We start from the raw sequence: 18,109 nt of genomic DNA, 5'->3' as shown, positions 1-18,109 counted from the left end.
CGATCGACGCGTGGTCCCGGCGCGGACCCGGGAGGGGGAGCCGGATGACGCGCGTGGCGCGGCACGTCGTCGTGCACGGGTTCGTGCAGGGCGTGGGGTACCGGTGGAGCGCGGCGCGCGAGGCCGCGCGGCTCGGCGTCGCCGGGTGGGTGCGGAACCGGTCCGACGGGGCCGTCGAGGCGGTCGTCGAGGGTGACGCGGACGCGGTCGACGCGTTCGTCGGCTGGGCGCGGCAGGGACCGCGCGGGGCGTCCGTGTCGTCGGTGGACGTGACCGACGAGGCGCCCGGCCACCGGGTGTCGTTCGAGATCGAGCCCTGACCGGGCCGGCGCCGCGACGGCCCGGCCCGGTCACGGCGTCAGGGCACGAGGTGCGGCGTGGGCTCGTCGGCCATCGCGCGGAGCAGCTCGATGACGACGGCGGCGGAGCGGTCCGCGGCGTCGTCGACGTGCGTGAGGAAGTCGTCGTTCGCGACCGGCCCGCACAGGTCGGAGATGCCGCGCACGGACAGGAACGGCACGCCGTACAGGTGGCTGGTGTGCGCGAGCGCCGCGGACTCCATGTCGGTCGCGAGCGCGCCCGGGAACGCGTCCCGGATCGCGTCCACGCGGGACGCGTCGATGAACGCGTCGCCCGACAGCACGGTGCCGGACAGGACTCGGAGGTCGACGGGCGCGGTGGTCGCGGCGTCGTGCAGCGCGTGCTCGGCGGCGTACACCTCGGGCATGCCCGGGACCTGCCCGAGCTCGTAGCCGAACGCGCGCGCGTCCGCGCCGGAGTACACGTACTGCGACCCGACGACGACGTCCCCGACGCGCACCTCGACGCCGACGCCGCCCGCGCTGCCCGCGCTCACGAGCGCGCGGGGGTGCGTGGCGTTGATCGCGACGGCCGCCGCGGTCGCCGCGTTGACGAGCCCGATGCCGCTCACGACGAGGAGCACCTGCCGCCCGGCGAGCGTGACCATCCGGTGCTGGGCGTGCCCGACGCGGGTCACCGGCCCGACGAAGTCGGCGCGCGCGACGAACGGCGCCGCCTCGTCGGCCATGGCCGTCACGACGACGGCGTCGACGGCGATCACGCGGTCACCGTGCTCCAGCCGGCGCGCTCCGCGAGGAACGCGCGCGCGGCCTCCTGCGCACCCTCGAGCGTGTGGTTCGCGCCCCAGCCGCACTGCACCTCGTTGGCGGCGGGCACCTCGGTCGCCTGGACGACGTCCTCGAGCGTCGACTGCACGAGGTCCAGCACGTCGTCGTACGCCCACTCGCCCTGCAGGATCAGGTAGAAGCCGGTCTGGCAGCCCATCGGCGAGAAGTCGATCACGCGGTCCGAGTGGTTGCGCGAGTGCTCCGCGAACAGGTGCTCGAGCGAGTGCACCGCCGGCATCTCCAGGTGGCCCCGGTTGGGCTGCGTGAAGCGCACGTCGTACTTCTGGATCACGTCCCCCGCGGGCAGGACCTTCTGGTCCGCGAGGCGCACGTAGGGCGCGGCGACGGTGCGGTGGTCGAGGTTGAAGGACTCGACGTTCATACGAGGCTGGTTCACGGCACGCTTCCTGTCGGACGAGGCGGAGACTCCATTGTCAACCGTCCGGGCACCGTGCTGCTTCCGGCGGTCACGGGCGTCCCGGCTCGTGGACGCCCGCGACCGACCGGGTCAGGACGAGACGTCGGCCGTCGTGAACCGCGCCCACGCGAGCGACGCGAACACGGCGACCCACGCGGCCTGCACCCCGAGGCCCCCGAGCACGACGCCCCAGTCGGGGGAGATGCGCAGGAGCTCGGCGAAGTCCAGCCAGTGGTGCGTGAGCAGCCCGGGCCGGATCGCGTCGAGCGCGGGCAGCGTGTCGAGGACGCCGGACACGATCGCGACGACGACCGTCGCGGCCATCGCGCCGACGGGCACCTCGGTGAGCGTCGAGAAGAACAGCCCGACCGCGACGAGCCCCGTCATGGAGAGCCCGACGAACGCGACGATGCCCGCGACGCGCAGCGCGCCCGCCGCGAGCGGCACGGTGTCGCCGGACAGCAGCACGACGTCCCGCAGGCCGAACAGCAGCGCGCCCGCGACGAGCCCGACGACCGCGATCGCCAGGACCGCGGCCGCGACGAACGCCAGCGCGCCCATCGCCTTGACGACCAGCAGGCGGCTGCGTCCGACGGGGGTGACGAGCAGGTAGCGCAGCGTGCCCGTCGACGCCTCGCCCGCGACCGCGTCGCCCGACGCGATGCCGACGGTGAGCGGCAGCAGGAACGGCAGGCAGACGAACACGGACGCGACGACGAGGAACAGCCCGTTCTCCGTGACGCGGCCGATGAAGCCGGGTCCTTCGCCTGCCATGGCGGTGTCGCGCGTGAAGAACACGACGAGGCCGAGCAGCAGCGGCACCGCGCCCAGCCCGGTCAGCAGCACGAGGTTGCGCCGGCGGCCGAGCACGAGCCGCAGCTCGCTCCGGAGCAGGCGGCCGAACGCCCCGCGGACCGGGCGCAGCGGCGGCGCGGCGGTCGCGACCGTCTGGGTCATGGCATCAGCGTGCGACATCGAAGCCCTCCCCGGTGAGCTCGACGAAGATCTCCTCCAGGCTCGGGTGCCGCACCTCGAACCCGACGAGGTCGACCCCGGCCGCGACGAGCGCGGCCGACGCCTTCTCGGGCGGCACGTCGCCGAGCAGCGCGTCGACCTGGAGCCCGTCGACGGCGACCTCGTCGAGACCCAGCGTGTCGAGCACGCGCGCGGCCGCTCCCGCGAGCCCGGTGGTCGTCGTCACCCGCAGCCGCGACACGCCGCGCGCGACGAGCACCGACCGGTCGCCCTGGAGGACCATCCGCCCCGCGCGCATGATCCCGACGTGCGTGCAGACCTGCTCGATCTCGGCGAGCAGGTGCGACGAGACGAGCACGGTCGTGCCCCCGTCGGCGAGCTCGCGCACGAGGTGCCGGACCTCGCGCGTGCCCTGCGGGTCGAGCCCGTTCGTCGGCTCGTCGAGCACCAGCAGGTCCCGCGGGCGCAGGAGAGCCGCGGCCAGCCCGAGCCGCTGCTTCATGCCGAGCGAGTACTGCCGGTACCGCTTCTCCGCGGCAGCGGACAGCCCGACGCGGTCGAGCGCCTCCGCCGCGCGCCGGTCGGCGGTGCGCGGGTCGGCGGTCGCGTCCGCCGCCTCCAGCCGGGCCAGGTTGTCCCGGCCGGACAGGTAGGGGTGGAACGCCGGCCCCTCGACGAGCGCCCCGACGCGCGGGAGCACCGACGCCGACGCCTCCGGCACGGGCGCGTCCAGCAACCACGCCGCGCCCGCGGTGGGCCGCACGAGGCCGAGCAGCATGCGGATCGTCGTCGTCTTGCCCGACCCGTTGGGCCCGAGGAACCCGTAGACCGCCCCGCGCGGCACGCGCAGCGCCAGGTCGTCGACCGCGACCTGCCCGCCGCGGAACCGCTTCGTCAGCCCCTCCGTGCGCACGGCCAGGGGCCCGGTGTCGTCACCGGACCCCCGACCGACCCGCGCGGGGTCGAGCACCGAGGTGCTCACGCCAGCCCTTGCAGCGTCTCGGGGGAGACCGCGCCGACCAGCACCCGGCCGTCGTCGGTCAGCAGGACGCTGAACAGGTCGGAGCTCACGACGCGCCCGCCCGGGACGGGCTTCGCGATCGAGTCGAGCAGCGCCGACGGGTCGATCTCGCCCATGTCGGCCTTGTCCGACGGGTCGCCGCCGAAGTCCTCGAGCAGCGCCTGCGCGCTGTCGGACCCGATGGTCGGCTCGTGCTCCTGCAGCTCGGCCAGCGCCTCCGGGTCGCCCGCCAGGGCGCCGGTCACGTCGACACCGCTGACCTCGACCACCGTGTCCCAGCCCTCGCCGTGCACGGTGACGCCCTGCGGCAGCTCGCCGTCGGCGTGCTTCTCCGCCGCGGCCATCTCGGCGTCGGTCGGCAGCGGCACGACGACCTCGCGGACCTGCGCCCCGGCGGGCGGCGAGAACGTGAGGACGGAGTCGGACGGGGTCGCGAAGGACACGTCGGTGAAGCCGACCTCGAGCGCGGGCTCGGTGTCGTCGGACGCGCTCCACACCTGCACGCGCAGCGGCGTCCACTCGGTCGCGTCGACCGCGAGCACGACGCGCCCGACGAGCGTCGTCGTGCTCTTGGGCGTCACGACGAGCTGGTAGGCGTCGCGGCCGGCGACCGTCGTCTGGCCGTCGACGGACACGGTCGAGAGCTCCTTCGCGTGCGCGAGGGCCTGCTCGGCGGCGTCCTGCGGCGTCGGCAGGTCGCCCTGCACGGCGGGCCCCTCGGTCGCGAGCTTCTCGAGCGTCGCGGCGTCGGCGGGGTCGACCGTGTAGTGCACGACCTCGTCGTCGTCGCTCGAGTAGGTCCACGCCTGCGTGCCGTCGTGCACCACCGAGTACTCGGAGGCGGCGCCGAGCAGCGCGACGCGCGACCGCTGCTCGCCGTCGGACCACAGGCGAAGCGTCGAGGAGCCGGACATGAGGTTCACCGGGTCGGCGCTCGCACCGCCAGGCCCGAACGGCAGCGACGGCAGGCCGAGGCGCGCGGTGTAGACGACGGTGCCCGAGAGCGCGGGGGCGTCCTTCTCGACGACCTTCGCGACGAGCTCCTCGGGCGTCACGGGCGGCAGGCCCTCGTCGCCCGCGCTCGCGAACAGCGGCGGGCCCATGACGGCGGCACCGACGGCGACGGCGGCCACGGCGGGCACCGCCCACCGGGCTCGGGGGGACAGGGACCGGCGTGCCGGGGCCGCCGGTTGCGGGGTGGGCTGTGTCTCGGTCATGAGACCACTGTGCGCCACGGCCCCTGTGGGCATCCTGAGACGCGGTGCGCCGTCCCGGTGGCGACGGGTGGCATGCTGCCGACGTGCGGGTACTCGTGGTGGACGACGAGCGAGGGCTGACGAGCGCGCTGCACCGCGGGCTGTCCGCGGAGGGCTTCGCGGTGGACGTCGCGCACGACGGCGAGACCGGCCTGCGCATGGCGCTCGACCACGAGTACGACGCGATCGTGCTCGACATCATGCTGCCGCGCCGCAACGGGTACGACGTCGTGACGGCCCTGCGCGCGCAGGACGTGTTCACGCCCGTGCTGCTGCTGTCGGCGAAGGACGGCGAGTACGACGTGGCGGACGGGCTCGACGTGGGCGCCGACGACTACCTGACGAAGCCGTTCGCGTTCGTCGTGCTCGTCGCGCGGCTGCGGGCCCTGCTGCGCCGCCCGCCGCAGGTGCGCCCCGCGGTCCTCAGGGTCGGCGACCTGGTGCTCGACCCGTCCGCCCGGACGGTGACACGCGCGGGCGAGGAGGTCGTGCTCACGGTCCGCGAGCTGGCCCTGCTCGAGTACCTCATGCGGCACGCCGACCGCGTCGTCGGGAAGGTCGAGCTGCGCGACCACGTGTGGGAGGGCACGGGCGAGGACGTGAACGTCGTCGAGGTGTACGTCGGCTACCTGCGGCGCAAGCTCGGCCGGGACACGGTCGCGACGGTCCGCGGCGCCGGCTACCGCGTGGCCGGCTGACGCCGTGGCGCACCGTCGGGTCTGGCGCGGGTCGCTGCGGCTGCGCCTGACCGCGCTCACCGCCGGGCTGCTCATGGTGACGCTCGCGGTCGGGGCGCTCGTGCTGACGTCCGTCCTGTCAGCGGGGCGCGTCTCGGCGCTCGACGAGGTCGTCCGCGACCGTGTCGACACGGTCGCGGACCTCGCCGAGGCCGACCGGGTGCCCGACCCGCTGCCCGTCGCCGAGCGCGGCGAGATCGCGCAGCTCCTCGACGCCGACGGTCGTGTCCTGGCGTCGTCCGCCAACGCGTCGCGCACCCTGCCGCTGCTGCCCGAGGACACGCTCGCGGCGCTGCGGCCGGACGGCGACGAGGTGATCGTGTCGACCACGACGGACAGCGGCTACGACCCCGACGCGCGCGTCGCGCTGCGCAACGCCACCTACCGCGGCGAGCCCGTCGTGGCCGTCGCGACCGTGCCGCTCGACGAGGTGCGCGGGCTCGTCGGCGCCCTGAGGCTCGCGCTGGTCGTCGTCGTGCCGGTGCTGACCGCGTTGCTCGCGGCCACGATCTGGGCCGTCATCGGCCGCGCGCTGCGGCCCGTCGACGAGCTGCGCCGTGCGGCGGCGGACGTGGCGCGCACCGGCGGCTCCGGCTCGCTGCCCGTGCCGCCCGTCGACGACGAGCTCGCCGCCCTGGCGCGCACGCTCAACGACATGCTCGACCGCCTGGAGACGAGCGCCGCCCGGCAGCGGTCCTTCGTCGCCGACGCCGCCCACGAGCTCCGGTCACCGCTCGCGTCGCTGCGCGCGACCCTCGACGTCGCCCGCGCCCACCCCGACGCGTACCCGCAGGAGGAGGTCGTCGCCGACGCCGAGCGCGAGGCGTCGCGCATGCAGTCGCTCGTCGACGACCTGCTGCTCCTCGCACGCGTCGGGTCGGCTCCGCTGCGCGCCGAGGACGTGGACCTGGCCGCGCTCGTGCGGGACGTGGTCGACGGGGAGAACGGCGCGGTCCGGGCGGTCACGGTCGACGTGCGCGGCGACGGCCGGGCGCGCTGCGACGCCGTCGCGACCGGCCGGGTGGTGCGCAACCTCGTCGGCAACGCGCTGCGGCACGCCGCGTCGCGCGTCGTCGTGACCGTCACGGAGGGGTCCGTCGTGGTCGAGGACGACGGCGCCGGCATCCCCGCGGCCGACCGCGAGCGCGTCTTCGAGCGGTTCGTGCGCCTCGACGACGCGCGCGAGCGCGAGGCCGGCGGCAGCGGCCTGGGGCTCGCGATCGCGCGTGAGATGGCCCGCGAGCAGGGGGGCGACGTCGTCCTCGCCGACGCCGACCTCGGCGGCCTGCGTGCGCGGGTGGTCCTGCCCGCGTCCTGACCCGGGACCTGCGCGCGTGGTCCTGCCCGCGTCCTGACCCGGGCGGCTACTCGGCGGTCGCGGCGGCGTGCGCGCCCGCGTCGATCAGCGCGCGCAGCCCTGTCGTGAGGTCGTCGAGGGTGGGCACGGGCGCGTCGGGGTCCGGTTCGAGGTGCGTGAGCACGATCCCGGCGAGCGTGAGCGCGGGGACGGACCAGGGCGCGGTGCGCGTCGAGCCGAACGGTGCGAGCGGCCGCGTCGTGCGCACCAGCCCGGGGTCGGCGAGCGCGGACACGGCGAACCCGGTGCTCGCGGCGCTCACGGCGCGGGCGACGAGGGTGTACCCGTCGTCACCGGCGAGCGGCGGGACGAGGCGCATGCCGAGCAGACGGGCGGCGCCCGCGACGACGACACGACCGCGCGCGACGGCGCGGCGCTCGCTGTGGGCGAGGGCGGCCGCGATCTCGTCGCGCAGGTCGTCGTCGGGCACGCCGACGAAGGCCGCGCGCAGCGCGAGGTAGGTGTGGAACTCGGGGGACGAGAGCGTGCCCTCGACGTCGGTCTGGAACGACAGGCGCAGGAGCTGGACGAAGAGGTCGTGCCGCCCCTGCGGGCTGCGCAGGTCGACGGTGTCCGCCGCGAGGAGCGCGCCGACCTCGTCCCCGATGCGGTCGCCGATGCCGGTGAGCTCGGTGCCGCGCGCGAGCGCGACGAGCACGTCGGCGACGAACGTGTCGCGGGACGGCCAGCGCCGGTAGGCCGACGTCCGGGAGACGTCGGCGGCGCGCACGACGTCCTCGAAGCGCAGCCCGTCGAGGCCCACGGTGATGCCCTGCTCCGCGAGCAGCCGCAGGGCGGCGTCGACCACGCGCCGCTCGGTCTCCGCGTCGGACAGCCGCGGACGGGCACGGGGTGGTTGACGCACGCTCGCCATCGTCCTACCTTCGCTTGTGGAACTTGGAACTCCAAGTACCAAACTACCGTCCGGAGGGCTGCCATGCCTGCGCACGCCGTCGCCGGCCACCTCGTGGTCATCGTGGCACCCCTGACCGCGCTGCTCGCGCTCGTCTACGCCGCCGCGCCGCGCACGCGCACAGCCCTGCGCGTCCCGCTCGTCGCCGTCGGCGCCGTGACGTTCGCGCTCGCGCTCTGGGCGGGCGCAGCCGGGGGAGACCTGCTCGACCAGCTCGAGTCCGCAGCCGCCGCCACCGGGCAGCCGCTGCCCGCCGAGGTCCGAGCGCACGCCAAGGGGTCCGACGCGCTGACCGTCGCCGTCGTCGTGCTCGGCGTCGCGGTGCTCGCCACCGTGTGGGGCGTCCTGCGGCCGCGGCGACCCGCGACCACGGGCGCGCGCATCGCGGCCGGAGTCGTCGCCGTCGCGGCGGTCGCCGTGCTCGTGACCACCGCGACCGTTCTCACCGAGGCGATGGGCGCCGTCTGGGCGACGCACGGGCTGTGGTCCGCATGAGCACCACCCGGGTCCGGCCCTGGCACCGGCTCAAGCAGCGGATGTACCGCGGCGGACGACCAGGCCCGCTCGCGCGCGCGATGAACGCGGTCGCGGCATGGCAGTACGCCCACGGCGTCCTCACCGTCGGCGGTCGCGGCGTGACGCTCGAGGTGCGCGGCCGCGCGTCCGGCCGGCCCGTGCGCGTGCCGCTCGTGCTGGTGCGCCAGCAGGGCGAGCGGTACCTCGTCTCGATGCTCGGCACCGACGCCCAGTGGGTCCGCAACGTGCGCGCCGACGAGGGCCGCGCCGTCCTGCACGCACCCCGGCCGGAGCCCGTGCGCCTGGTCGAAGTCCCCGTCGAGGAGCGCGCGCCGGTGCTGCGCCGGTACCTCGCGATCGCGCCCGGCGCGCGTCCGCACGTCGCCGTCGACCGCCACGCACCGCTCGCACGGTTCGCCGAGGTCGCGGCCGACTACCCGGTCCTGCGCGTCGAGCCGCGCTGAGCCCGCGGTCGCGGGACGCCCGCGCGGCTCGGGGCGACCCGAGGCCCGGACCGGACGGGGGTCGGCTTCCGCGTCCGGTCCGGGGGCGTGGGGTCAGACGCGGCTCGGGACCGCGTCGTCGGCGGGCGTCGGCTGCTGCGGGAGCAGGGCGCCCGGCTCGTCGTCGGGCACGACCTCGTCCCGCGCGACCGGCTCGGCGTCGGTCGGTGCCTCCGGCTCCGAGGGGGCGGCGTGGGACTCGATGCGCATGCCGTAGAAGGACCGGTGCACGAAGTACGTCGAGGCGAGGAAGAACACCCCGGCGAGCACGAGCACCAGCGCGTGGCGCCCCTGCCCGGAGAGCTGCACGGCGAGGTCGACGGCGAGCAGGCCGAACAGCGTCGTGAACTTGATGACCGGGTTGAGCGCGACGGACGAGGTGTCCTTGAACGGGTCGCCGACGGTGTCGCCGACGACGGTCGCGTCGTGCAGCGGGGTGCCGTTGGCGTGCAGCTCGGTCTCGACGATCTTCTTCGCGTTGTCCCAGGCGCCGCCCGCGTTGGCCATGAAGATCGCCTGGTAGAGGCCGAACAGCGCGATCGACATGAGGTAGCCGACGAACAGGTACGGCTCGACGAACGCGAACGCGAGCGTCGCGAAGAACACGCCGAGGAACATCGTGAGCATGCCGCGCTGCGCGTACTGCGTGCAGATCTCGACGACCCGACGCGAGTCGGCCTCGCTGGCCGCGGCCGTCCCGTCGAGGCGGATGTGCGTGCGGATGAACTCGACGGCCCGGTAGGCGCCGGTCGTGACGGCCTGCGTAGAGGCGCCCGTGAACCAGTAGATGATCGAGCCGCCCGCGACCAGGCCGAGCAGGAACGGCGGGTGCAGCAGGGACAGGTTCTCGAGCCCGGTCGTGAGGCCGTCGGTGAGGCCCATGATGATCGAGAAGATCATCGTCGTGGCGCCGACGACGGCCGTGCCGATGAGGACCGGCTTGGCGGTCGCCTTGAAGGTGTTGCCGGCGCCGTCGTTCTCCTCGAGGAGCTGCTTGGCGTGCTCCCACCGCGGCGTCGTGCCCAGGGCGTCCTGCAGCTCGGCGTCGTCGACCTGCTCGACGCCCGACAGCTCGTAGACGCTCTGCGCGTTGTCGGTGACGGGACCGTAGGAGTCGACGGCGATGGTCACGGGGCCCATGCCGAGGAAGCCGAACGCGACGAGCCCGAACGCGAACACGGCGGGCGCGTGCATGACGTCCGCGAGGCCGAGCTCGCTGACCAGGTACGCCGCGCCCATGAGCACGACGATCGCCATGCCGAGCCAGTAGGCGGAGAAGTTCCCTGCGACCAGGCCGGACAGGATGTTGAGCGACGGGCCGCCCTCGCGGGACGACGCGACGACCTCGCGGGTGTGCCGGCTGCCGGTGCTCGTGAACACCTTGACGAGCTCGGGGATGAGAGCGCCGGCCAGGGTGCCGCACGAGATGATCGTCGCGAGCTTCCACCACAGGCCCGGCGTGCCGTCGGCCAGGACGAGCCACGTGGTCGCGTAGGTCGCGGCGATGCAGACCGCCGACGTCAGCCAGACGAGCGACGTGAGCGGCTTCTCGAAGTCCATGCGCTCGGCCGAGGCGTACCGGCGCGACGCCCACAGGTCGTTGACCGTGTAGGAGACGCCGGACGCGGCGATCATCACGGCGCGCACGACGAAGATCCAGACGAGGAGCGCGGCCTGCACCCCCGGGTCGGGCACGCCGAGCAGCACGAACGTCACGAGCGCGACGCCGGTGACGCCGTACGTCTCGAAGCCGTCCGCGCTCGGGCCGACGGAGTCACCCGCGTTGTCACCGGTGCAGTCGGCGATGACGCCGGGGTTGCGGGCGTCGTCCTCCTTGATCTTGAACGCGATCTTCATGAGGTCGGAGCCGATGTCGGCGATCTTCGTGAAGATGCCACCCGCGATGCGCAGCGCGGCCGCGCCCAGGGACTCGCCGACGGCGAACCCGATGAAGCACGCGCCCGCGAGGTCGCCCGGCAGGAACAGCAGGATGACCAGCATGATCGCGAGCTCGAGGCTGATGAGCACCATGCCGATCGCCATGCCCGAGCGCAGCGGGATGCGGTGCAGCGGCAGCGCCCGGCCGCGCAGCGCCGCGAACGCCGTGCGCGAGTTCGCGTAGGTGTTGACGCGGATGCCGAACCACGCGACGGAGTACGACCCCGCCATCCCGACGAGGCTGAACGCGATGACGACGGCGACGCGTCCCCAGTCGAACCCGACGAGGACGCGGTAGTAGACGACGATCACCGCGGCGATGAAGCCCCACAGCACGAGCAGGAAGCGCCCCTGCTGCACGAGGTACGCCTTGCAGGTCGTGTAGATGAGCTCGGACACGGACCGCATCGAGCCGTGCACGGGCAGGCGCTTGAGCTGCGCGACGACGGTCACGCCGAACGCGAGGCCGAGCGCGCACACGACGAGCCCGACGCCGAGCCAGACCCGCCCGGGCAGGCCCGCGATCGTGACGGACGACAGGTCGGGGAGGGCCAGGCCGGCCTCGCCGCCGTGCGGCGCCCCCTCGGAGGTGTCGGTGGAGGTGGTGCTGGCGCATCCCGACAGGAGGGCGACGACGGCGGCGAGGGCGAGCCAGCCGGCGGTCGTCGTGGCGGTGCGGGTGCGACCGGCGGTGCGAGCCGGGACGGGGGTGTGTCGTGCTGCGGGACGTGCGACGGAACGGGTGGTGGTCGCGCTCTCGCGCGACGGTGTTGTGGACACGGTCATCCTCGGCTCGTGCGGAAACCCTTTGCTCGTTCTTCGAACGTAGAGCGGGGGCACTTGGCGCACGTGTGACCTCAGTCCCGGGCGCTCGCCCGCGCGGGGGAGCACGGACCGGTTCGTCCGGCGTGTCGGGGCGGACACGCCGTTCCCGCAGGTCAGCGGGCGACCGACGCCGTCCAGTGGGTGGGACGCGGGACGCGTCCGGGCAGCCGGGTGACGGCGTCGCCGCGCGCCGCGGCGGCCTGCGGGCCCGTGACGAACAGGGCGTCCGTCAGGTCCGCGCCGCGCAGGTCCGCACCGCGCAGGTCGGCGCCCACGAGGTCCGCGATCCGCAGGTCGGCGCCCCGCAGGTCCGCCCCCATGAGCCACGCGCCGCGCAGGTCGACCGTGCGCAGGTCCGCGTCCCGCAGCCGCGCGCCCACGAGGTCGGCCCGTCGCCGGTCGCGCCGTCGCCCGGGCAGGGACCGCCGCGCGGCACCGCGCACCGCCGCGCTCACGCGTGCGAGCAGGCCGTCGACCGTCGCGTGCAGAGCGTCGACGCCGCCCCGGGCGGGGTCGTCCGGCGCGGCGTCCGCGAGCGCAGCGACGCGCGCGAGCAGCGACTGCGCCTCGTCCGCCAGGGCGGCGGGCACCGGGCGCCCGGCGGCGTCGACGAGGTACCACGCGAGCTCGTGCAGCCGCCGCTGCACCCCGAACGCGGCGAACATCGGCCCCGCGACGTCCGCGCCGTCGCGCCAGTCCCGACCGGCGAACGCGGCGGTCACGCGCTGACCGGCCCCGAAGCAGTCGAACACCGTGCACCCCGCGAACCCGCGGTCGCGCAGGTGCGCGTGCACGCCGCAGCGCAGGTCGTCGCGCAGGTTCCGGCACGGGACGCCGCCGGGCTTGTCGAACGCGAAGTCCGCCGACCGCTGGAACGGCAGGGCGACGCAGCACAGCGCGGCGCACCGCGCGCAGTCCGCCCGGAGGTCGAGGACGGGCCTGCCGTCGGGTGACGTCCCCGCCATGCCGCCTCCTCCCGCCGACCGCGTGAGCCTACTCGCGACCCCCGTCGCGGCCGTCACCGCCGTCGCGGTGCGCGCGAGGGGGACCGGCCGCACGATGAGGGGAGCGACCCGCCCACGGAAGGAGGCGCACCGTGCCGAAGACGAGGCGCGACGGCGACCCGATCCCGGACGAGCTGCCCAGCACCCTGCAACGGTCCGGCGACAAGGCGCAGCGCACGTTCGCGCACGCCCACGACGCCGCCCTCGAGCAGTACGACGGGGACGAGGAACGGGCCTACCGCGTCGCGTTCGCGGCGCTCAAGCACACGCACGAGAAGGTCGGCGACAGCTGGCGCCCGAAGGAGGAGTACGGGCCGTCCGACGCGCGCGCCGAGGAGGGCGGCCTCGACAGCGACGCCCCGACGGCCGGCGGCGTCGACGCGAACGCGTCGAAGGCCCACCTGTACGACGTCGCGACCGAGCTCGGTGTGCGGGGGCGCTCCCGCATGACGAAGGCCGAGCTCGTCGACGCGATCCGGCGGGAGAACGACCGCCGCTCGCGCGCCGCCCTCCGCTGACCGTCCGGCGCCCGGCCGCGGCCCTCCGCACAAGGGTGGAGACGGACCCGCCCGACGGCTGACCTGCCACGCGGCCCCGCGCCCCTACGCTGGCGGCATGTCCTCCGTCGTCGTCGCCCCGCCGACGCCCGACGTCTGGCTGCACCCCCGGTGGCGCGGGTGGTCCCGGGCCTGGCGCTACCTCCTGGCCGGCGGGCTCGGCGTCGCGCTCTGGATGGCCCAGGTCGTCGCCCTCACCATGCCGGACGCCGCCGGCGAGACCGCCGTCGCGCCGTCCGAGGAGGTCGTCGGCGGTGCGATCGTCCTCGACCTCGTGCTCGGCGTCGTCGCTCTGTCGCTCCTGCCGCTGCGCCGCCGGTTCCCGCTCGCCGTGGCGGTCGCGACGACCGCCGCGACCGCGGTGTCCGTCGTCGCGATCGGCCCCGCGACGTTCGCCATCGTGTCGATGTCGACGTGGCGTCGCGGCCGGTGGCTCGTCGTCGTCGGCCTCACCTGGCTCGCCACGACCCTGTACTCGACGTTCGTGCACGTGCCGCGCGTCTGGCTGGCCGACACCTCGCCCGCCACGCACATCACCGACGTCCTCATCGGGCTCGCCGTCCTCGCGCTCGCGGTCGGCACCGGCCAGGGCATCGCGACGCGACGCGAGCTCGTCGCGTCGCTTCACGCCCGCGCCCAGGCCGCCGAGCGGGAGCGCGCGCTCGCGGCCGAGGTCGCGCGCGAGGCGGAGCGCACGCGGATCGCCCGCGAGATGCACGACGTCCTCGCGCACCGGATCTCGCTCGTGGCGCTGCACGCCGGGGCGCTCGCGTACCGCGACGACCTCTCGCGCGAGCAGGTCGTCGAGACCGCGGAGACGATCGCGGGTGCCGCGCACGCCGCGCTCGCCGAGCTGCGCGACGTGCTCGGCGTCCTGCGCGACCCGGCCCAGCCGGACGCCGTCGAGCGGCCGCAGCCGACCCTCCAGGAGATCCCCGCGCTCGTCGCGGAGGCGCGCGAGGCGGGTGCGGAGGTCAGCCTCGACACCGCGGGCCTCGCGCCCGACGCCGTCCGCGAGCTCGGCGCGTCGGTGTCCCGCACCGCGTTCCGCGTCGTCCAGGAGGCGCTCACCAACGCGCGCAAGCACGCCCCGCGGCAGCCCGTCGAGGTCGTGCTCGCCGGCGCGCCCGGGGGTGACCTCGCGGTCGAGGTCCGCAACCGCGCGTTCCTCACCGCGAGCAGCGGTCACCGTCCCGGCGTCGGGCTCGTCGGGCTGACCGAGCGTGCGACGCTCGCGGGGGGCGAGCTCGAGCACGGCTACCAGGGCGACGGCACGTTCGTCGTGCGGGCGCGCCTGCCGTGGCCGGCATGACCGCGCCCGTCCGCGTCGTCGTGGTCGACGACGACCCGCTGGTGCGCACGGGCCTGCGGCTGATCCTCGGCGGCGCGCCCGACGTCGAGCTCGTCGGCGAGGCGGCCGACGGGCAGGCGGGTGTCGACGTCGTGGTCCGGACCGCGCCCGACGTCGTCCTCATGGACGTCCGGATGCCGCGCATGGACGGCCTCGCCGCGCACCGCCGGCTGCGCGACCTCGGCTCCCGTGCGCGCGTGCTCGTGCTCACGACGTTCGACGCCGACGACCTCGTCCTCACCGCGCTGCGGCAGGGGGCCGCGGGGTTCCTGCTCAAGGACACGCCGCCGCCCGACCTGGTCGCGGCCGTCCGGCGCGTCGCGCAGGGCGAGCCGATGCTGTCCCCGAGCGTCACGTCGCAGCTCATCGCGGCCGTCACGGCGGCACCGGCCGGTGACCCGCCCCGTGCCCGCGCGCGGGCGCTCCTCGCGACGCTCACCGAGCGCGAGCGCGAGGTCGCCGAGGCGGTCGGCGCCGGCATGTCGAACGCCGAGATCGCGCGCGAGCTGCACCTCGGCGTCGCGACCGTGAAGACGCACGTCGGCAACGTCCTCACGAAGCTCGACGCGACGAACCGCGTGCAGATCGCCCGCTGGGTCCACGAGGCGGGCGACGAGCGCGCCTGACCGGTCAGTCGCCCTCGAGCGCGGGCAGGATCGTCGTCGGGATCATGAAGGCGAGCGTGATCGCGAGGATCGCGCCGACGAACGTCCAGAGGCTCCAGTCGGGACCCTGGAACGACAGCGCGAACAGCACGATCCCCGCCGCGAAGAGGAGGAACGCGAAGAACGCGCCGACGACGCGCCCGGCCGACTCCGACCGTTCGTCGTCACGCGGTGCGATGACCGGATAGCTCATGGGACCCACCTTTCGTCGCGTCGATCCTGCCCCGCGCGGCGCGCGAAGGCCAGGCGGGCCCGGCGCCGCCGCGCCGTCAGCGCAGGGGGAGCGCGCGCGGGGAGCGCGGCCCGAACTTCGGGGCACGTCCCGCGAGCGTCGTCTCGAGCAGCCGGATCACGCGCTGGCGATGCCCCCGCCAGGGTTCGAGGAGCTCGAGCATCCCGGCGTCGTCGGTGCGCCGGCCCGTGAGCGCCCAGCCCACGAGGTGCGCGAGGTGGAAGTCGCCGACCGAGACCGCGTCCGCGTCGCCCAGCGCGCGCGACGTCGTCTCGGCGACCGTCCACGGCCCGATGCCACGCACCGTGAGGAGGCGTCGCCGCGCCTCTCCCAGCGGGAGGTCCACCGTCTCGTCGAGGCGACGACCCACCTCGGCCGCCCGCCGGACCGCCGACGAGCGCTGGTCGTCGACGCCGGCCTGCCGCCACTCCCACACCGGCAGGTCCCGCCACACCGGCCACGGCGGGGGCACCCGCACCGACGCGGGCACCGGACCGGGGGCGGGCGTGCCGTGCCGCGTGACGAGCCGCCGCCACGCCGCGCGCGCGTCGGCGCCGACGACGCGCTGCTCGAGGATCCCGGCCACCAACGCGGCGAGCACGTCACCGCTCGCGCCCACCCGCAGGCCCGGCAGCTGCCGGTACGCGTCGCGGACCACGGGATGCAGGCCCGGGTCGAATCCCGTGGGGTCGTCGTGCGCGCCCAGCAGGCGCGGCACGGCCGCGACGGCCCGCTCCGCACCGGGACCCCACGCGGCGACGTGCACGCCGTCGCGGTGGACCGCGAGCCGCCGGGTCGCGGGTCCGTCGGGCGTCGCGACCGCGTGCCACAGCGCCCCGTCGGGCGCCGCCCACCAGCACGGGTCGGCCGCCCCGCGGCGGTGCGGCGCGACCGTGCGCCGGACGTCGACGCGCTGTGCCGGGCGGTACACGTCGACCAGGACCGGAGCCGTCGCGTCGCCCTCGGGGCCGGGCGCGGGGGAGGTCTCGACGGTCACCCGACCAGTGTGCGCCCTTCCGGATGCCGGTCCGGCGTGCGCCGTGCAGGCTGTGCCGGTGACCATCCGGGTCGGCATCAGCGGCTGGCGCTACGCCCCCTGGCGTGGCGTCTTCTACCCGCGCGGCCTGCCCCAGCGGCTCGAGCTCGCGTACGCGTCCGAGCGGTTGACGAGCATCGAGATCAACGGCTCCTTCTACTCGCTGCAACGGCCCGAGAGCTACCGCGCGTGGGCCGAGCAGACGCCCGACGACTTCGTCTTCTCCGTGAAGGGGCCGCGGTTCGTCACGCACATGCGCAAGCTCGCCGACGTCGAGACGCCCGTCGCGAACTTCCTCGCGAGCGGTGTGCTGGCCCTCGGCGCGAAGCTCGGCCCGATCCTCTGGCAGCTGCCCCCGAACCTCGGCTTCCACCCCGACCGGCTCGCCACGTTCTTCGGGCTCCTGCCGCGTTCGACGGCCGCCGCCGCGGACATGGCGACGCGGCACGACGAGCGGCTCGACGACCGGTCGTGGACGACGACCGACGCGGACCGGCCGTTGCGGCACGTCCTCGAGGTCCGGCACACGTCGTTCGAGACACCCGAGCTGGTCGACCTCCTGCGCGCGCACGACGTCGGTCTCGTCGTGGCGGACACCGCGGGCCGCTGGCCGGTCATCGAGGACGTCACGTCCGACGTCGTGTACGTGCGGCTGCACGGCGACACCGAGCTCTACACCAGCGGCTACGAGGACGACGCGCTCGACCGGTGGGCCGCGAAGGTCCGGGCCTGGGCGGACGGCAGCGACCCCGTCGACGCGCGACGGCTGCGCGGCGCGGCGCCCGCGTCGGACGGCCGCGACGTGTTCGTCTACTTCGACAACGACGTGAAGGTCCGCGCGCCCGTCGACGCGATGGCCCTGTCGGCACGGCTCGGGCTGCGGACGGAGGTGGGCGCGTGAGCGGCGGCATCGCGGTGTCGACGGAGGGGTCCGTCCTGCGTGTCACCCTGGCCGGCGCCGTCGACCTCGCCGTGCGCGAGTCCGCCGCACCCGTGTGGGCGGCGCTCGCCACGGGTGACCAGGACGTGGTCGTCGACTGTGCGGACGTGACGTTCGTCGACTCGACCGGCCTCTCGCTCCTGGTGCGCCTGGTCCGCGACGCGACCGAGTCCGGCCGCCGCGTGCGCCTCCACGGCGCGCCGCGCCCGGTGACCGAGATCCTCGCCGTCACCGGCGTCGACGCGTGGATGCGCGCCCAGGGCGTCGAAGGCGTCTAGCCGTCGAGCCGGACCGGCCCGCCGGCCCTCACGCCCGGGCCGTCGCGCCGGCGCGTCGACCTAGTGGCCGCGGAGGCGTTCGATGAGGCGGCGGTCGCGCTTCGTCGGGCGGCCCGCGCCGCGGTCGCGCTGGCCGGCGACGGCGACGTGCTCCTTGGGCGGGACCGCGGGGGAGCGGTCGAGGTAGCACGCGACGGCGACGTCGGCGCCGACGCGCTTGACGACGAGCCGCTGCACGATCACGACGCGCTCGCGCGCACCGCCGCGGACGTGCACCTCGTCGCCGGGGACGACCTGCGTCGCGGGCTTGGCGCGCTCGCCGTTGACGCGCACGTGGCCCGCGCGGCACGCGGCTCCCGCGGCGGACCGGGTCGGGAAGAGTCGCACCGACCAGGTCCACGCGTCGACGCGGGCTCGGGTCACCTCGGGCATGCCACGA

The 18,109-nt window shown here is 75.3% G+C and carries 21 protein-coding genes; 10 read left to right on the top strand and 11 right to left on the bottom strand.

The annotated features are described in order from the left end of the window. Positions 1 to 44 precede the first annotated feature (44 nt). On the top strand, positions 45 to 320 hold the full coding sequence (locus OOT42_RS13495; protein ID WP_273651704.1) for an acylphosphatase: 276 nt from the start codon (positions 45 to 47) through the stop codon (positions 318 to 320). A gap of 38 nt (positions 321 to 358) precedes the next feature. Here the strand turns inward: OOT42_RS13495 and OOT42_RS13490 are convergent, their stop codons facing one another. From OOT42_RS13490 to OOT42_RS13470, 5 genes are all read right to left on the bottom strand, one after another. After that, positions 359 to 1,081, bottom strand: a complete 723-nt coding sequence (locus OOT42_RS13490; RefSeq protein ID WP_273651703.1) for a 5'-methylthioadenosine/adenosylhomocysteine nucleosidase — start codon at positions 1,079 to 1,081, stop codon at positions 359 to 361. Further along, the gene (locus OOT42_RS13485) at positions 1,078 to 1,530 is read right to left on the bottom strand and encodes an S-ribosylhomocysteine lyase (protein WP_273654845.1); all 453 of its coding nucleotides are present in this window, start codon (positions 1,528 to 1,530) and stop codon (positions 1,078 to 1,080) included. Before OOT42_RS13485 ends, OOT42_RS13490 begins: the two co-directional genes overlap by 4 nt. A gap of 126 nt (positions 1,531 to 1,656) precedes the next feature. Next, positions 1,657 to 2,523 (bottom strand): ABC transporter permease, encoded by an 867-nt coding sequence (locus tag OOT42_RS13480; protein ID WP_273651702.1) that lies wholly within the window; start codon positions 2,521 to 2,523, stop codon positions 1,657 to 1,659. A gap of 4 nt (positions 2,524 to 2,527) precedes the next feature. Next, the gene (locus OOT42_RS13475) at positions 2,528 to 3,523 is read right to left on the bottom strand and encodes an ATP-binding cassette domain-containing protein (RefSeq protein ID WP_423775899.1); all 996 of its coding nucleotides are present in this window, start codon (positions 3,521 to 3,523) and stop codon (positions 2,528 to 2,530) included. After that, positions 3,520 to 4,695: a LolA family protein gene (locus OOT42_RS13470; protein WP_273651701.1), complete on the bottom strand. Its 1,176-nt coding sequence runs from the start codon at positions 4,693 to 4,695 to the stop codon at positions 3,520 to 3,522. The genes OOT42_RS13475 and OOT42_RS13470 overlap by 4 nt, the downstream gene beginning before the upstream one ends. Positions 4,696 to 4,862: 167 nt before the next feature. On the opposite strand from OOT42_RS13470, the gene OOT42_RS13465 reads away from it, so the two are divergent. Both OOT42_RS13465 and OOT42_RS13460 read left to right on the top strand, forming a co-directional pair. After that, positions 4,863 to 5,516 carry a response regulator transcription factor gene (locus OOT42_RS13465; protein WP_273651700.1) on the top strand — a complete coding sequence of 218 codons (654 nt, stop codon included), beginning with the start codon at positions 4,863 to 4,865 and terminating at the stop codon, positions 5,514 to 5,516. Positions 5,517 to 5,520: 4 nt separating this feature from the next. Continuing rightward, the gene (locus OOT42_RS13460) at positions 5,521 to 6,873 is read left to right on the top strand and encodes a sensor histidine kinase (protein ID WP_273651699.1); all 1,353 of its coding nucleotides are present in this window, start codon (positions 5,521 to 5,523) and stop codon (positions 6,871 to 6,873) included. A gap of 46 nt (positions 6,874 to 6,919) precedes the next feature. Here OOT42_RS13460 and OOT42_RS13455 read toward each other — a convergent pair whose 3' ends face one another. Then, complete coding sequence (locus tag OOT42_RS13455) at positions 6,920 to 7,777, bottom strand: TetR/AcrR family transcriptional regulator (protein ID WP_273651698.1); 858 nt, start codon at positions 7,775 to 7,777, stop codon at positions 6,920 to 6,922. Between the two features lie 72 nt (positions 7,778 to 7,849). Between OOT42_RS13455 and OOT42_RS13450 the strand changes: the two genes are divergently transcribed. Together OOT42_RS13450 and OOT42_RS13445 are read left to right on the top strand one after the other, a co-directional pair. Beyond that, on the top strand, positions 7,850 to 8,320 hold the full coding sequence (locus tag OOT42_RS13450; protein WP_273651697.1) for a hypothetical protein: 471 nt from the start codon (positions 7,850 to 7,852) through the stop codon (positions 8,318 to 8,320). After that, on the top strand, positions 8,317 to 8,805 hold the full coding sequence (locus OOT42_RS13445; protein WP_273651696.1) for a nitroreductase/quinone reductase family protein: 489 nt from the start codon (positions 8,317 to 8,319) through the stop codon (positions 8,803 to 8,805). Before OOT42_RS13450 ends, OOT42_RS13445 begins: the two co-directional genes overlap by 4 nt. 93 nt (positions 8,806 to 8,898) lie before the next feature. On the opposite strand, the gene OOT42_RS13440 is transcribed toward OOT42_RS13445, so the two are convergent. Continuing rightward, the gene (locus OOT42_RS13440) at positions 8,899 to 11,568 is read right to left on the bottom strand and encodes a sodium-translocating pyrophosphatase (RefSeq protein WP_273651695.1); all 2,670 of its coding nucleotides are present in this window, start codon (positions 11,566 to 11,568) and stop codon (positions 8,899 to 8,901) included. A gap of 152 nt (positions 11,569 to 11,720) precedes the next feature. Then, positions 11,721 to 12,572, bottom strand: coding sequence for a pentapeptide repeat-containing protein (locus OOT42_RS13435; protein WP_273651694.1), 852 nt, complete (start codon positions 12,570 to 12,572; stop codon positions 11,721 to 11,723). Between the two features lie 131 nt (positions 12,573 to 12,703). On the opposite strand from OOT42_RS13435, the gene OOT42_RS13430 reads away from it, so the two are divergent. The 3 genes from OOT42_RS13430 to OOT42_RS13420 all read left to right on the top strand — a co-directional run bounded on the left by OOT42_RS13430 (position 12,704) and on the right by OOT42_RS13420 (position 15,145). Next, positions 12,704 to 13,129: a ChaB family protein gene (locus OOT42_RS13430; RefSeq protein WP_273651693.1), complete on the top strand. Its 426-nt coding sequence runs from the start codon at positions 12,704 to 12,706 to the stop codon at positions 13,127 to 13,129. Positions 13,130 to 13,226: 97 nt separating this feature from the next. Beyond that, positions 13,227 to 14,480 carry a sensor histidine kinase gene (locus OOT42_RS13425; protein WP_273651692.1) on the top strand — a complete coding sequence of 418 codons (1,254 nt, stop codon included), beginning with the start codon at positions 13,227 to 13,229 and terminating at the stop codon, positions 14,478 to 14,480. Further along, positions 14,477 to 15,145 carry a response regulator gene (locus OOT42_RS13420; protein ID WP_273651691.1) on the top strand — a complete coding sequence of 223 codons (669 nt, stop codon included), beginning with the start codon at positions 14,477 to 14,479 and terminating at the stop codon, positions 15,143 to 15,145. The genes OOT42_RS13425 and OOT42_RS13420 overlap by 4 nt, the downstream gene beginning before the upstream one ends. A 4-nt stretch (positions 15,146 to 15,149) precedes the next feature. On the opposite strand, the gene OOT42_RS13415 is transcribed toward OOT42_RS13420, so the two are convergent. Both OOT42_RS13415 and OOT42_RS13410 read right to left on the bottom strand, forming a co-directional pair. Then, positions 15,150 to 15,377 carry a hypothetical protein gene (locus tag OOT42_RS13415; RefSeq protein ID WP_273651690.1) on the bottom strand — a complete coding sequence of 76 codons (228 nt, stop codon included), beginning with the start codon at positions 15,375 to 15,377 and terminating at the stop codon, positions 15,150 to 15,152. A 76-nt stretch (positions 15,378 to 15,453) separates the two neighbouring features. Further along, on the bottom strand, positions 15,454 to 16,413 hold the full coding sequence (locus tag OOT42_RS13410) for a DNA-3-methyladenine glycosylase family protein (protein WP_273651689.1): 960 nt from the start codon (positions 16,411 to 16,413) through the stop codon (positions 15,454 to 15,456). 52 nt (positions 16,414 to 16,465) lie between these two features. On the opposite strand from OOT42_RS13410, the gene OOT42_RS13405 reads away from it, so the two are divergent. Then, the gene (locus OOT42_RS13405) at positions 16,466 to 17,353 is read left to right on the top strand and encodes a DUF72 domain-containing protein (RefSeq protein WP_273651688.1); all 888 of its coding nucleotides are present in this window, start codon (positions 16,466 to 16,468) and stop codon (positions 17,351 to 17,353) included. After that, the gene (locus tag OOT42_RS13400) at positions 17,350 to 17,670 is read left to right on the top strand and encodes an STAS domain-containing protein (RefSeq protein ID WP_273651687.1); all 321 of its coding nucleotides are present in this window, start codon (positions 17,350 to 17,352) and stop codon (positions 17,668 to 17,670) included. The genes OOT42_RS13405 and OOT42_RS13400 overlap by 4 nt, the downstream gene beginning before the upstream one ends. A gap of 60 nt (positions 17,671 to 17,730) precedes the next feature. On the opposite strand, the gene OOT42_RS13395 is transcribed toward OOT42_RS13400, so the two are convergent. Then, complete coding sequence (locus OOT42_RS13395; protein ID WP_272726104.1) at positions 17,731 to 18,102, bottom strand: RNA-binding S4 domain-containing protein; 372 nt, start codon at positions 18,100 to 18,102, stop codon at positions 17,731 to 17,733. Between the last annotated feature and the right edge of the window lie 7 nt (positions 18,103 to 18,109).

The sequence above is a fragment of the Cellulomonas fimi genome (assembly GCF_028583725.1).
Lineage (GTDB): Bacteria > Actinomycetota > Actinomycetes > Actinomycetales > Cellulomonadaceae > Cellulomonas > Cellulomonas fimi_B.
Note: the sequence above shows the minus strand (reverse complement) of the source record. Positions and strands in the feature narration are given on the sequence as shown.